This window comes from Bradyrhizobium australiense (assembly GCF_013114825.1).
GTDB classification, from domain to species: domain Bacteria; phylum Pseudomonadota; class Alphaproteobacteria; order Rhizobiales; family Xanthobacteraceae; genus Bradyrhizobium; species Bradyrhizobium australiense.
In genome coordinates, this window is the sequence record NZ_JAAVLX010000019.1 from 1 (window position 1) to 14,394 (window position 14,394).

The 14,394-nt window shown below is 60.4% G+C and carries 9 protein-coding genes and 5 pseudogenes; all 14 read left to right on the forward strand.

The annotated features are described in order from the left end of the window. Nucleotides 1-157 precede the first annotated feature (157 nt). A complete protein-coding gene (locus HCN58_RS34280; protein ID WP_171583745.1) occupies nt 158-517 on the forward strand; it encodes a thioesterase family protein in 360 nt (119 codons plus the stop codon). A 98-nt stretch (nt 518-615) separates the two neighbouring features. Further along, nucleotides 616-1,062 carry a hypothetical protein gene (locus tag HCN58_RS37655; protein ID WP_171583746.1) on the forward strand — a complete coding sequence of 149 codons (447 nt, stop codon included), beginning with the start codon at nt 616-618 and terminating at the stop codon, nt 1,060-1,062. A 301-nt stretch (nt 1,063-1,363) separates the two neighbouring features. Further along, nucleotides 1,364-1,567 carry a hypothetical protein gene (locus tag HCN58_RS34290; protein WP_171583747.1) on the forward strand — a complete coding sequence of 68 codons (204 nt, stop codon included), beginning with the start codon at nt 1,364-1,366 and terminating at the stop codon, nt 1,565-1,567. 87 nt (nt 1,568-1,654) lie between these two features. Further along, nucleotides 1,655-2,857, forward strand: coding sequence for a pimeloyl-CoA dehydrogenase large subunit (pimC, locus tag HCN58_RS34295; RefSeq protein ID WP_171583748.1), 1,203 nt, complete (start codon nt 1,655-1,657; stop codon nt 2,855-2,857). Between the two features lie 68 nt (nt 2,858-2,925). Further along, nucleotides 2,926-4,106 (forward strand): annotated as a pseudogene (locus HCN58_RS34300) (acyl-CoA dehydrogenase family protein). Nucleotide 4,107: 1 nt separating this feature from the next. Continuing rightward, complete coding sequence (locus HCN58_RS34305) at nt 4,108-6,192, forward strand: 3-hydroxyacyl-CoA dehydrogenase NAD-binding domain-containing protein (RefSeq protein WP_171583749.1); 2,085 nt, start codon at nt 4,108-4,110, stop codon at nt 6,190-6,192. 145 nt (nt 6,193-6,337) lie between these two features. Then, a complete protein-coding gene (locus HCN58_RS34310; protein WP_171583750.1) occupies nt 6,338-7,543 on the forward strand; it encodes an acetyl-CoA C-acyltransferase in 1,206 nt (401 codons plus the stop codon). Between the two features lie 346 nt (nt 7,544-7,889). Beyond that, nucleotides 7,890-9,122 (forward strand): annotated as a pseudogene (locus HCN58_RS34315) (IS701 family transposase). 338 nt (nt 9,123-9,460) lie between these two features. Then, a pseudogene (locus HCN58_RS34320) lies at nt 9,461-9,672 on the forward strand (transposase); the annotation flags it as partial. 215 nt (nt 9,673-9,887) lie between these two features. Then, nucleotides 9,888-10,123 (forward strand): annotated as a pseudogene (locus tag HCN58_RS37660) (transposase); the annotation flags it as partial. Between the two features lie 294 nt (nt 10,124-10,417). Further along, nucleotides 10,418-11,148, forward strand: a pseudogene (locus HCN58_RS34330) (enoyl-CoA hydratase/isomerase family protein); the annotation flags it as partial. A 15-nt stretch (nt 11,149-11,163) separates the two neighbouring features. Continuing rightward, nucleotides 11,164-11,370, forward strand: a complete 207-nt coding sequence (locus tag HCN58_RS34335; RefSeq protein WP_171583751.1) for a hypothetical protein — start codon at nt 11,164-11,166, stop codon at nt 11,368-11,370. Nucleotides 11,371-12,147: 777 nt separating this feature from the next. Next, complete coding sequence (locus HCN58_RS34340) at nt 12,148-13,239, forward strand: ABC transporter ATP-binding protein (RefSeq protein WP_376701258.1); 1,092 nt, start codon at nt 12,148-12,150, stop codon at nt 13,237-13,239. 136 nt (nt 13,240-13,375) lie between these two features. Next, nucleotides 13,376-14,380, forward strand: a complete 1,005-nt coding sequence (locus HCN58_RS34345) for an ABC transporter substrate-binding protein (RefSeq protein ID WP_311966942.1) — start codon at nt 13,376-13,378, stop codon at nt 14,378-14,380. The last annotated feature ends 14 nt before the right edge of the window (nt 14,381-14,394 follow it).

A 14,394-nucleotide genomic window follows, 5' to 3' on the forward strand; every position in this document is an offset into this window, starting at 1 on the left:
TGGCCGTGCTGCAGGGATTACGCGCTCAGGGCTACGGCGCGGGCGAGACGCTCGCGCGCTGGGAACAGCGGCTACGCGACCTCGCTTCCCCAGCTCACCAAGGGCTCCGGCCCGCTGCGGATGACGCGACAGATACCGTCTGACTGGATCGACTACAATGGCCACGTCACCGAAAGCCGCAACCTCCATCTCTTCAGAAAGACCCCTGCTCCGTTACATCGGCCTCGACGGCGAGTACCTCTCAAACAGCGGCAGTTACCGCACGGTCGAGACGCACCTGTTCCACCTCCGAGCCCTGCATGCCTGCGATCGCGTCCAGGTGCTTACGCAGGCCCTGGGCGCTGACGACACGCGTCTTCATCTCTTCCATGTGCTCACATGTGAGCGTGACGACGGGGCGGTGGCCACAGGTGAGCAGATCCTGTTCACGATGCCCACAGTAGACGCGGCGGACCCGCGCAGGAAAGCGTACGCGGCGCGCGCTGCAGCTAGCATTACAGTTGCATTTTTGACTTGAAGTGAGCGCGTTGGGCGGCCGCCTGGTGAGCTCTGCGCCAGAAAGACCATGCGATGATGTGCGCGGGTTGAATACGCTTTCGAGTGAGTCTGATAGCGATGCGTCGGACTTCCTGGATTGACCAACGGATCAATGACGCCGTGGCGATGTATCGGTTTTTGCCGGAGTTCGGCGTTTCTTTTTTTGGGCGGCGGATTGGCGCGATGTCGGATCGCGGCCATCATGAAGGCGAGCATCACCAGGGAGACGTGGCGATGCCACCCATGCCAGGGCTTCGGGTCTGTGCGCGCGCAGTGCCTGTGCGCAAGCGTCGCCATGGTGTGATCGTGGGCATCAATATCGAAGATAAATGCGGCCGCGGCAGTACCGCTGAGGTGGCGCACACATTTTATGGTGATCTTTCAGCGATGCCGGGTTCCGGTCGTGCTTTTACGAAACATAGTAACGCGCTAGGATTTGACGTTTGCGATAGCGAAACATCGATGCCTTACCACAGGTCTGATAGTGAACGGATGGACCTCTGCTTCGATAACCCTCCTGCGTGACCGAGGGGCGAAGCCAGCGTGATTGTCAATCTCCGTGACCTCAAGTCGGTCTACGAACGAATGGCCCGCAGCTTTATCGCCCGGTATCTAGCCAACGTCCCGATGGCTAGACGTCGGAATCATAGGAAGTGCCCTCATTTTGCAGAATTTCTCCAAAATGAGACCGCCTTTTGCAACCTTTGTGCGTTGACACGCTTTATGTCTTTTCTCTGTCCAGGGCTATTTGATCTAAATCCTGCTCGCGGCGGAGACTTGGTAGGGATGCTTCCGGAGTCCGAAATGGGGAAGGAGCCGCACGCTTGTGCTTTCGTCGGCCATCATGCGGATGGTCGTGGTCGCAGATCTTGCCTTTGCTATGGCAATAAAGATCCAGCCGATCGAGATTGTGCGCAAGGCGGTTGTTGGCGACGTTGTGCTGAACATGTTCTCGCCCGCGGGGCGCTGTTTGCGTTTGGGAGAGATGGCGGGCGCGGTGCTCGGCGCTACGTCCACCATCACGGGCTAGGCCAAATCTCAATCGGGGCCCGTGCTTCCGGGCTCGCGCGTGACGATCTCGCTCGTTCGCAACTGAAGTCGCTCACAGGAAAAGCCGATGGATCTCGCCTTTACAAACGAAGAGCACGCGTTCCGTGAAGAGGTGCGCCAGTTCTTGCGCGATCGCGTGCCGCCGGAGATGCATCGCAAGCTGATCGAAAGCCGAAATCTGTCCAGAGACGAGATGGTCGCCTGGGCGCGCATCCTCAACAAGAAGGGCTGGGCTGTCCCGCACTGGCCCAAGGAGCATGGCGGAGCGGGGTGGACCCCTGTGCAACACTACATTTTCGGTGAGGAGCTGCAGATGTATCCAGTGCGAGACCTGCCCGACTTCGGCACATCTTTGGTCGGCCCGGTGATTTACACCTTCGGCAATGAAGCACAGAAGAAATACTTTCTGCCACGCATTGCAAACGCCGAGGATTGGTGGTGCCAGGGCTTCTCAGAGCCCGGTGCAGGCTCGGATCTCGCTTCACTCCAAACGCGGGCTGTGCGGGATGGCGACCACTACGTCGTCAATGGCCAGAAGATCTGGACGACGCTTGCGCAGTACGCCGACTGGATCTTCTGCCTGGTCAGAACCAATCCCGGCGTGAAGAAGCAGCTGGGCATCTCCTTCCTCCTGATCGACATGAAATCGCCTGGTATCACCGTGCGTCCGATCCAGCTGATCGACGGCGGCTATGAAGTAAACGAAATCTTCTTTGACGACGTGCGCGTTCCCGCCGAGAACCTCGTCGGCGAGGAGGACAAGGGCTGGGACTATGCCAAATTTCTCCTTGGCAACGAGCGGTTCAGCATCGCCAGCGTTGGCACTTCCAAGGAGCGCATCCTGCGCGTCAAGGAGCTTGCCGCGAAGTGCCGTGTCGGTGAAGAGCGGCTGATCGATCGGGCCACCTTCCGCGAGAAGGTCGCCGCAGTTGAAATTCAGCTGAAGGCACTGGAGGTGACGCAGCTTCGCGTTGTCACCAACGCATCGAAGGAGCAGAAGGGTAGGCAGGACCCTGCAAGCGCCATCCTCAAACTCAAGGGCTCGGAAATCCAGCAAGCAACAGCGGACCTTCTGCTCGAAGTGGTCGGCCCCTACACGCTGCCCTATGTGTCGGAAGAGGATCTCGAGAGCGGTAACGAGCCGCCGATCGGTCCTGATTGGGCCGCAGCTATCGCTCCTGCATATTTCAACGCCCGAAAGGTGTCCATCTATGGGGGCTCCGACGAAATCCAGAAGAACATCATCGCCAAGGCGATCCTCGGCCTCTGACGTTTCGCGGACCGATTAGCCTGGCGCCGCAAGGACTGTCTGGAAGGGCGCTTTAGGAGACTCACACAGTGGACTTTGATCTTTCCGAGGAGCAGCGGCTCCTCAAGGATAGCGTTGAGCGGCTGATACTCGAAAGATACGGCTTCGATCATCGCCGCAAGTACCAGACCGAGGAGGCGGGCTTCAGCGAGGCGATGTGGGCACGCTATGCCGAACTCGGGCTTCTGGGACTGCCGTTTTCCCAGGCACATGGCGGCTTCGGCGGCGGCGCGGTAGAGACGATGATCGTCATGGAGGCCTTCGGCCAGGCGCTGATCCTTGAGCCCTACTTCGCGACCGTAGTGCTCGCTCGAGGCATTCTGCGGCATCGGGCCAGCGAAGCGCAGAAGGCCGAGCTGATCCCGCCGATCGCGGAAGGTCGGATGAAGCTCGCCTTCGCGTATGCTGAACCACAGTCGCGCTACGACCTCTTCGACGTTCAGACGGGGGCGGAGAAGGACGGCGATGGATGGATGCTGAGCGGCACCAAGGGGCTCGTCCTGCACGGCGAGGCAGCCGACAGGATCGTCGTATCAGCGCGAACGGCCGGAGGTTCGCGCGACAACAACGGGATTGGCCTCTTCCTGGTCGCCGGGGATGCGCCGGGTCTCAGGCGCCGCGGCTACCCGACACAGGATGGTCTGCGCGCGGCCGAAATCACACTCGAGAATGTACGGGTTGAACCAGCCGATGTCATTGGGGATCCTGCGGGCGCGTTGCCAATTATCTTCCGCGTTGCGGACGAGGCGGCCGGAGCGCTTTGCGCGGAAGCGGTCGGCTGCTTCGCTGAAATGCACTCGATCACGCTCAAGTATCTGAAGACGCGCGAGCAGTTCGGCACGATCATCGGCTCCTTCCAGGTGCTCCAGCACCGGGCGGTCGACATGTTCGTCGAACTGGAGCAGTCGCGCTCCATGGCAATGTACGTCACGATGATGGCAGGCGAAGGCAATACGACCGAGCGCGAGCGGGCGATCTCGGCGGCGAAGGCCCAGATCGGCCAGTCGGCGAAGGCGAGATCGGCCAGCAGTCGATCCAGCTCCATGGTGGCGTCGGCATGACGATGGAATACAGGGTCGGCCACTATTTCAAGCACGTGACCATGATCGACGTCTTGTTCAAGAACGCCGATCATCACCTCCGGCGGGTCGCCTCGCTCGGAGGACTCATCAGCAAGGACGCGAATAGCATGCAAAGTCGAATGGTGTAGCATGGATACAGTAGTCAAACTTGAACGTCATGATGTCATCGCCGTTGTCACAATCAACAACCCTCCCGTGAATGCGCTGAGTGCTGCGGTGCGTGGCGGCATCCTGGCAAGCGTGAACGCTGCGATCGCGGATCCGGAGGTGAAGGCGATCGTTCTGACCTGCGCCGGCCGCACCTTCATTGCGGGGGCGGATATCACTGAATTTGGCAAACCGCCAGAGCCGCCGGGGTGGGACGAGTTGCTGGCAGTACTGGAAAACTCGCCAAAGCCCGTTGTCGCTGCGATCCACGGCCACGCTCTCGGCGGAGGGCTGGAGCTGGCGTTGGTCTGCCATTTTCGAGTGGCAACGAAGGACGCCAGGCTCGGCCTGCCCGAGGTCAAGCTGGGCCTTCTGCCCGGCGGCGGCGGCACACAGCGCTTGCCGCGCATCGTGGGCGTCGAGAAGGCGCTCGATATCGTCACTTCGGGCCAGCACGCGCCGGCCAAGGAGGCTTTGGAGGTGGGCCTGGTGGACGAGCTTGCGCCGGAGGGCCAGCTTAACGAGGCCGCCGTCGCTTTCGCCCGCAAGATCCTCGCCGAAAAAAAGCCGCTGGTGAAGGTTCGCGAGAACAACACTAAGCTGGAGGTCGCCAAGGGGCACCCGGAGATCTTCGAGAACTTTCGCAAGGCCAACGCGCGTAAGTTTCGCGGCTTCCTGGCTCCCGAGAAGAACATCCGTTGCATCGAGACGGCGGTGACCTCCGCCACCTTCGAGGAGGGCCTGGCGGTCGAGCGCAAGCTCTTCATGGAGTTGATGGCCGGACCGCAATCGGCGGCGCAGCGCTACTACTTCTTCGCCGAGCGCCAAGCGCAGAAGATCCCGGACGTGCCGGACGACACCCCCACCCACGCAGTCAAGAAAGTGGGCATCTTGGGCGCTGGCACCATGGGCGGCGGCATCGCTATGAACTTCGCCAGCGCGGGCATCCCGGTAACGATCGTCGAGATCAAGGGAGAGGCGCTCGACCGCGGCCTGAAGGTCATCAGGTCGAACTATGACCGGACGGCCTCGCGCGGCGGCTTGACGCCCGAACAGGTGAATCAGCGAATGGGTCTGTTGAACGGCTCGCTCACCATGGAGGACTTCGCCGAATGCGACCTGGTTATCGAGGCGGTGTTCGAGCGCATGGAAATCAAGAAGCAGGTGTTCGCCGACCTCGACCGGATCTGCAAGCCAGGCGCGATCCTAGCCACCAACACTTCGGAGTTGAACGTCAACGAGATCGCCTCGGTTACCAGACGGCCGGAGGACGTGATCGGCCTGCACTTCTTCTCGCCGGCCAATGTGATGAAGCTGCTGGAAGTGATCCGCGGTGAGAAGACCGCCAAGGACGTTATCGCAACCTGCATGAAGTTGGCCAAGACGATTGGAAAAGTAGCGGTGCTGGCTGGCGTCTGCCATGGCTTCATTGGAAATCGTATGCTGAACCAGCGCGAGCGCGAAGCAAATAAGTTGGTCCTGGAGGGTGCGATCCCTTGGGACGTGGACCGGGTGCTCTATGATTTCGGCTTCCCGATGGGTCCCTTCCGGATGAACGACCTGGCAGGATTAGACCTCGGGTGGGTGATGGAGGAGTCGAGGAGCTCTACCTTACGTGAGGTGCTTTGCGAGATGGGACGTTTGGGCCAAAAGTCCGGCGCCGGCTATTACGACTACGACGAAAATCGCAACGCTAAGCCCTCACCGGTCACAGACAAGATAATCAACGACTTTATCGCCAAATCAGGCAAGAGCCCGCGCAAGATCTCTGATGGGGAGATTCTAGAGCGATGCATTTACCCGATGATCAACGAAGGCGCGAAGATCCTAGAGGAAGGCAAGGCGATCCGGGCTTCCGACATCGACGTGGTCTGGGTGAACGGCTACGGCTGGCCGGTCTATCGCGGTGGCCCGATGTATTGGGCGGACCAGATCGGCCTGGATAAGGTCCTGGCCAAGATGAAGGAGTTCCACGCCACCCTGGGCGACGACTTCAAGCCGGCCGCCCTGCTGGAGAAGCTGGTCGCGGAAGGCAAGAAATTCGCCGACTTCGAGCAACCGGCGTAGTCCCCTTAATGGGGGCGAGCGAGCGCGACGGGTGGGGGAGAGGCGATCATTCCCACCCGCCGTGTCTTGTTCTCTCACGTCCCGCCCTGGCCGCGACGCGGCCTGTCCTTCCCCATCACGGGAGGCAAATGAAAGGACCCCTAACATGCGTGAAGCTGTCATCGTCGCCGCCAAGCGGACTCCCATCGGCAAGGCCTATCGCGGTGCCTTCAACAATACCTACGGCGCGACGCTCGGCGCCGAGTCGATCCGCGCCGTCGTGGCGCAGGCCGGCGTCGATCCCAGAGAGATCGACGACGTCGTCATGGGCGCCGCGATGCAGCAGGGCACGACCGGCGACAACATCGCCCGCCAAGCTGCCCTGCGCGCCGGCCTGCCGAACACCGTCTCGGGCATGACCATCGACCGGGGGTGCAGCTCGGGCCTCATGGCCGTGGCCACCGCCGCCATGTACATCGTCAATGACGGCGCGCCGATCGCGGTCGGCGCTGGCATTGAATCGATCAGCCTGGTGCAGAACGACAAGATGAACCGCTTCATGGCTTTCGATCCGTGGCTCAACGAGCATGTGCCGGAGCTGTGGACCTCGATGCTCGAGACCGCCGAAATCGTGGCCGAGCGCTATGGCATCAGCCGCGAGGCGCAGGACGAGTACGCCCTGCAATCCCAGCAGCGAACCGCCCAGGCGCAGTCAGAGGGCCGCTTCGCGAACGAAATCACGCGGGTGAGGACGGTGATGAAGGTCGTGGTCAACAAGGAGACCGGCGAGACAGCCGACAAGGAGGTCACCATCGCCGCAGACGAGGGCACCCGGCCGCAGACCACACTGGAGGACCTCAGGAAGCTGGCCCCGGTGTTCAAGGGCGGCCGCTATGTGAAGGAAGGCAAGTACGTCACCGCCGGCAACGCCAGCCAGCTGTCGGACGGCGCCGCCGCGGTGCTCCTGATGGAGCGCCAGGAGGTCGAGAAGCGCGGCCTAGAGGCGCTGGGGGCCTATCGCGGCATGGCGGTGGCCGGCTGCGGGCCGGAGGAGATGGGCATCGGCCCGGTCTTCGCGATCCAGAAGCTGCTCGAGCGCAATGGGCTCAAGATCGACGACATCGAGATCTGGGAACTCAACGAGGCCTTCGCGAGCCAAGTGCTGTACTGTCGCGACAAGCTGGGGATCCCGAACGAGAAGCTGAACGTCTCTGGCGGCTCGATCTCCATCGGCCATCCGTACGGCATGACCGGCGCCCGCTGCACCGCGCACCTGATGTACGAGGGCAAGCGCCGCGGCGCGAAGTACGGCGTCGTTACTATGTGCGTCGGCGGCGGCATGGGCGCCGCCGCCCTGTTCGAAATCTTCTGAGGACCTGACGACCTTTGGTGAGGGGCCGGCTTGGAGGGAGCGGCCCGTCTCTGTTCCGCGAATTCACGTGCGTCGGACCGAGGCAGGCGGATACTCGGGCGTCTCAAGTCCTGCGGAGCCAATATGAACCTGTGTTCCTGATCGGCTCTGCTTCGAGCGTGAGCATTAGGCTCCGATCGCCGCGTCATGGAGGAAGCTCCGCTTCCTCCACTTGGCGAGTTGACACCGTACCGGGCGGCTAGCTCGTTGAGTGGAGCTTTCGATCGCTCTACCGCAGCTCGGAGGGCGCGCGTGGTCGTGGCCCTGGCATTACAGTTGCATTTCTTGTGAGAATCCATGGACAACCATGATTCGGAGGTCGTGGACGCAAGTAGCGTCGGTTGAGGAGACGCTTGCGTTGTGGGCGGCGTCGCTTCGAGAAATCAAGAAACGGATACGTCCGTTGTTCACGCAAGAGCGTGTTGCGACGAATGCAGGCATGTTCCTGGAGGGTCTCCTCGGAGATGAGCAGCGCAAGACCGGTTGGATGCGTGCGTAGGCGCCTGGCGATCCTGGCCCATGGCGGCAGCAGGCAATTCTGGGGCGTGGAGATTGGGATGCTGATGCCCTGCGCGATATCGTGCGCGGCTATGTCATCGAGCATTTGGGGGATAACGATGCGGTGCTGGTGATCGACGAGACCGGTTTTCTCAAACAAGGCAAAGCGTCATGCGGCGTGGCGCGGCAATACACTGGTTCGGCAGGGAAGATTACGAACTGCCAGATCGGAGTCTTCGCTCCTACGTTTCGCGTCATGGTCATGCGTTTCATCGATCGCGCGTTGTATCTTCCGAAGGAATGGAGGACCGACGATCCGAATCGTCTGGAAGCTGCATATGTGCCCGCTGATGTCGGCTTTGCGACTAAACCAAAACTTGCGACGAGAATGATCGCACGCGCGATAGCCGCGTTTGTACCATTCAAGTGGGTTGCCGGTGATACGGTCTACGGTGTTGGCGATATCGAACAGCAACTGCGTCGGGCAGGTAAGGCTACGTGCTCGGGGTCAGCAGTGCTCATGTATTTCGATCCTGGGTCAAGCGATCGCCGGTCTCTGGACGGCTGCAGACATCGCCCGGACGCGGCGCTCATCCGACTGGAAGCGCCTATCGGCGGGAGCCGGCACCAAAGGACCGCGGCTGCACGATTGGTGTTATCTCGAATTGGCCGATCTCGAGGCCGAGCAATTCAACCATGCCAATGATGGTTTGTGGACGCGCGGCCTACTGATCCTCGTCGCATCGCCGACGATGACCTCGCCTTCTTCACCACCTGGTGCCCCGCGGGAACATCCATTGAAACGCTGGTCGCGGTCGAAGGCCATCGGTGGGCGATCGAAGACAGTTTTGAGACCGCCAAAAACGAGTTCGGGCTCGATCACAACGAGAGCAGATCCTGGCATGGGTGGCATCGCCACGTCTCCCTGGTGATGCTCGCCTTCGCCATGATGGCCGCGATCCGACATCGCGCCAATCCGCCGCCCAAAAAAACGAAACGCCGAACTCCGGCAAAAACCGATACATCGCCACGGCGTCATTGATCCGTTGGTCAATCCAGGAAGTCCGACGCATCGCTATCAGACTCACTCGAAAGCGTATTCAACCCGCGCACATCGCATGGTCTTTCTGGCGCAGAGCTCACCAGGCGGCCGCCCAACGCGCTCACTTCAAGTCAAAAATGCAACTGTAATGCTAGGGTCTGTACCTAATTAGTTGTCCGTGAATAAGCTTCTAAGCGATTGAGCGGGAGTCCGTTTTTCGGATACGGGTGCAATTGAGATTGCAAGGATTCGGGGCTCGAGGGCCGCAAACCTTGCAATTTTTCTTTTGGATTCCGTTTCGCCGTGAACCGTGATTCTGTGCTGCATCGGAGGGCACGATGCGGCCGAAGAAGCACCAAATGACGGGATCAAGCGACCTGTTCCGGGCGCGGCTCGACCAGATCATCAATCTGAAGCACGAGCTGGTTCAGCTCGCCGGCAAATCGATTGGGATTGGATCGATCGCGAGATCGCACCGCTTTACAGCGAGAACGGCCGGCCCGGGATCGAGACGCGGTTTGTGATCGGGCTTTTGTTGCTCAAACACATTGGGCCGGCGATGCAGCCAACGTGATCCTGTGCGCCGTCGGCTATAACTTCCGCCGTATCCTCGCCTGGCTGAGAGAGCTCTTGTGCCTGATCTTAATCCCCCTCTGGCGCGTGCTCGCCATCCCAGCCAGGTTCAATCCGGCTTCTTAACGGGCGACTAATTAAAGAACTCTGATTCCCTCGCACCGAGTTGATTCGGCATGGGGGCTTCCATGCAAGGGCTACAACGGCGACGGCCTTCGTGCCGAAATCATCAATCGTGGTGCCAAGCCTGTTATTCCAAACCCTCCACAGCTTCAGCAAGCGCGCCTATAAAGGGCGCAAGGTCATCGAGCGCTGTTTCTGCCCGGCTCAAGGATTTCAGGCGCGTCGCAACTCGCTACGATAAACTTGCTAGAAACTTCTTGGCTGCCATCCACCTCGCCGCCATCGCCGCCTTTTGGATCAATTGAGTCTGAACCCTAGCTAGTACCTGGCCCCTAGATCCTCAGTTGTCTGCGCTCAGCTTAGCTGAGTCAGCGCGCAGAGACTGAATAGTTAGGTCGCCGAAATTGAGAGATCAAAACTCATCAACCGATGCCAAATCGAGTGAAGGTCAAGCCTCACCAGCCCCAGTAGCCGAACATCGCCGCCAGCGATCGGTCACCCATGCCGAGCAACAAATGGTCGCCGTGGCTCGGGACTATGACCGGCACAGCCGATACGTCTAATGGCCGTAGCAGCTCCAATTGACTCGGACCCAGACGGCTGCGAGCGAGTTGACGAGAGCTGCTGAAAGTTTCGACGACCACAGCGAAACCTCAGTCCTGATTCTGACCGGCACGAAGTCTTTCAGCGCCGGCGCCGATCTGAAAAGCGGTGGGGGCCGGTCGCGTGCAGCGATTGACGTAGGCACGCTGCGCCGTCAACTGCGGACCGGACCCCCGGCTAACCCGCGCCTGGTACGAGATGGAACAGGTGACGATCGCTAGATCGAAGGATTTTGCATCGGAGGCGCCACGCGCGCGCCGTCGTCCTTGACTTTCGGATCATGGCGCGCGACGCCCACATCCGCGTACCTGAAATCGCGCTCGGCATGAACATGAGCTGGCAGACCATCCCGCGCATGCTGCAACTGATCGGTCCAGCACGCACGAAGCAGGCGATCATCCTCGCCGACCAGCGGATCTCCGCGGCAGAGGCCTGCGACTGGGGATTGGTGGAGCAGGTGACGGAGCCTGGGGCGAGCTTCCACGCTGCAATGGAACTCGCCGAGAAGGTTGCCGCCCAGCCGCCATGACCAAGCAGACGGTCAATCGTCTCTCCGATGCGCTTGACGATGTCGCGAGCCACATGGACCTCGATCAGTTGGCATTGACCTGCATGACCAAGGATTACAAGGAGGGCATTGCGGCGTTCCTCGAGAAAACGCAAACCCCGCTTAAGAGGGCGCCAAGAGCAAACAGTGAGAATGCCGTGTGGACCTATCAGTGCTTAATCCATGGCGGCGAACGTGATCGCGGCGATCTTTGAAGGTGCTTTGGGCCGACAGCTCGGCAAACAAATGGTCGTCCGTGGAGAACCCGGATTTAGCCGCGACGAGCTGAAATCGCCAGATGAGCGCTACAAGGACTTGGCAACAGAGCGCAGCGAGCGGACGAGACATGGGCGCTTCTCGCGCTTGATTTGCGGAATAACCCGCCGCTTCTGGCCTATGTGAACACCTTGGCTTGTAATCGGGTGGCGATTGTGGCCGCGATAGCCGTTGTCGACAAAAAGACATTCGATAGTGTTGCCGATCAGCGCCTCCTCGAAATCCTCAATGTGCGCAGGCCTCAATGCCTGTTCAGCGACGGCTGATCTATAAGGCCGTGGTCGACGTCTCAGGCTTGCCATTCTCAGCTAGCGCTACGGCCTGACGTTTGGTGTTGAGACGTTTGCTTCCTGGATTGGACAGCACGCTGCCGTCAGTGTGGCGATGATGAATCATCGCTGGAAGCGGTTGCTTGCACGAAACCTCGGGCTCAGCTTGTAGCCCGTATGAGGTGGTGCCATTCATCACGGCCGCAGCGAGCAGGAGCGGTGTGCTGGTTTAATGTTCTTTCGCCCGTAGCGAGCTCTTCTATATCCATTGAACTCTATTCGTTCTCGCTTAAAACATTAGGAGCGGCTGACACAAAGCTTCGCGTTCGCTCGATTCCGCGCAGGATTTCGGCGTGCGAGGTGACACATTAAAGAAATTCAGCTCTGAGAGCCCGATAATATTTCCGTGAAAGACACAAGTCTTCTGTCGACCGCAGGGTCGCGGATCAAAGCGCAGGTGAGGAAAGCATTGAGCCATTTGGTCAACCGCAGGCGCCTCATGCGGGCCTATCCCTACGATCTCGACCGCGCGCGCAAAAAGCTGCAATCCATCAAGAGGAACATCGTGGTCTGGTCGTCGACCAGCGCTGCAGGCGCGGGAGCGTCAGGGTGCACGGGGGAGGGAAGAGGGTCGATGCCAGGCATGGACAATGCCTTTGTAAAGTTTTCCGGGGTCCAGAAGACCTACGACGGCGAAACGCTGGTCGTTAAAAATCTCAACTTGGACATCGCCCGAGGTGAGTTTCTGACGATGCTGGGGCCTTCCGGCTCCGGCAAGACGACGACTCTCATGATGCTCGCCGGCTTCGAGGCGCCCACCCATGGCTCGTTACTACTGGATGGGCACTCGATCGACAACGTGCCCCCGCACAAGCGCGACATCGGCATGGTGTTCCAGAACTATGCACTATTTCCGCATATGACCGTGGAGGAGAACCTCGCCTTTCCACTCAAGGTCCGCAAGCTCGGCAAGCTCGAGATTGAAGCCAGGATTAAGCGAGTGCTCGACGTGGTCCGGCTCGGCGCCTATGGCAAGCGCCGGCCCGGCCAGCTTTCCGGCGGCCAGCAGCAGCGCGTCGCACTTGCCCGCGCCCTTATCTTCGATCCCAAGCTTGTGCTGATGGACGAACCGCTCGGCGCGCTGGACAAGCAGCTGCGCGAGCAGATGCAGCTGGAGATCAAGCATATCCACGAGGATCTCGGCGTTACCGTCGTCTATGTGACGCATGACCAGAGCGAGGCGTTGACCATGTCGGACCGCATAGCGGTATTCAACGAGGGGGCCATCCAGCAGCTCGCCGCGCCCGCTGAACTCTACGAGCGGCCGCGGAATGCCTTCGTCGCCCAGTTCATCGGCGAGAACAACCGGCTGCACGGCAAGGTCGTGGCGATGAACGGCGCGACCTGCAAGGTGGAGATTGCCGGCGCCGCCAACGTGCAGGCGCTGGCGATCAATGTCGAGGCGGGTAGGCCGACCGTGCTGTCGTTGCGGCCGGAGCGGGTGAGGCTGAACCCGATGCCGGGTTCGCTGCCCAATGTCTTCAGCGCGCAAATCGCGGAGGTGATCTATCTGGGCGATCACGTGCGTATCCGGGCTTCGGTCTGCGGCCAGGATGATTTTGTGATCAAACTGCCGAATTCGGAAGGTGTGGCGCAGGTCGAGCCTGGTGCGGCGATCGCCATCGGCTGGAAAACGGAGGATTGTCGGGCGCTCGACGCGCAGTGAGGACAATCGAGGCATCGCCGCGAGGAAGCCCTTTGGCAGGCCGCTTACATTCCAGGCGGACATAGAGGAGAGAGAGCAGACGATGAGGAGCCCATTCATGATTGCGAGCACCCTGGCCGTGACCGGCTTGGTAGCGGTGCTGCTTGCGAAGCCTGCCTTTGCAGGCGATCAACTTACGGTCACCTCTGGAGGTGGGTCCTTCCAGCAGGCCCAACGCAAAGCCGTTTTCGAGCCCTTCTCGAAGTCGACCGGGATCAAGGTTACCGACGACGAATACAGTTACGACAGCACCAAGATCCGCGCGATGGTCCAGTCCAAGACCGTGAGCTGGGATGTGGTTAACGCCGGCCCGGCGACGACCATTAGATTGTGCGGCGACGGCATCATTGAGACGATCGACTGGAAGAAGTTGGGCCTCGATCGAGCCAAGTTTATGGATAACGACAAGAACGACTGCGGGGTGCCGAATCTAATCTCTGCCACGGTCATCGCCTATGACAAGGACAAGCTGCCGAGCGGCCCCAAGACCATCGCTGACCTGTTCGACCTGCAGAAATTCCCCGGCAAGCGCGGACTAACTAAGGGCCCCTGGGGCAATCTCGAATGGGCGCTGATCGCCGACGGCGTGGCCATCAAGGACGTCTACAAGGTGCTCAGCACGCGCGAGGGGGTCGACCGTGCCTTCAAAAAGCTCGACACGATCAAGAAGGAGGTTGTCTGGTGGACGACTGGTGCGCAGCCGCCTCAGCTCCTCGCCGACGGTCAGGTCGTCATGACCTCAGCCTATAACGGGCGCATCTACGATGCGATCAAGAATTCCGGCAAGCATTTCGAGATCATGTGGGACGCCCAGCAGCCAGCCATAAGTTTCTGGGTGGTTCCCAAGGGCGGTCCGCGGCTGGATGATGCTTACAAGTTCATCGCCTTCGCCTCTTCGCCCCAGGCGCACGCCGAGATGGCACGTATCACCGCCTACGCCCCCAGCAACAAGGACGCGATGGCGCTTGTCGATCCGGCGATCCTGCCCCACGTTCCGACTGCGCCGGACAATCTGCGCAATGCTCTGCCGAGCGACTCCATCTTCTGGATGGAGAAGGGCGACGAGTTGGGCCAGCGCTTTACCGCCTGGCTGCTGAAGTAAATAACCCAACGAAG

What these genes read in the sequence shown, in the direction of transcription:
- HCN58_RS34280 (WP_171583745.1), top strand. Translation starts at nt 158, where the DNA reads ATGGCCACGTCACCGAAAGCCGCAACCTCCATCTCTTCAGAAAGACCC.
- HCN58_RS34305 (WP_171583749.1), top strand. Translation starts at nt 4,108, where the DNA reads ATGGATACAGTAGTCAAACTTGAACGTCATGATGTCATCGCCGTTGTC.
- pimC (WP_171583748.1), top strand. Translation starts at nt 1,655, where the DNA reads ATGGATCTCGCCTTTACAAACGAAGAGCACGCGTTCCGTGAAGAGGTG.
- HCN58_RS34310 (WP_171583750.1), top strand. Translation starts at nt 6,338, where the DNA reads ATGCGTGAAGCTGTCATCGTCGCCGCCAAGCGGACTCCCATCGGCAAG.
- HCN58_RS37655 (WP_171583746.1), top strand. Translation starts at nt 616, where the DNA reads ATGCGTCGGACTTCCTGGATTGACCAACGGATCAATGACGCCGTGGCG.
- HCN58_RS34340 (WP_376701258.1), top strand. Translation starts at nt 12,148, where the DNA reads ATGCCAGGCATGGACAATGCCTTTGTAAAGTTTTCCGGGGTCCAGAAG.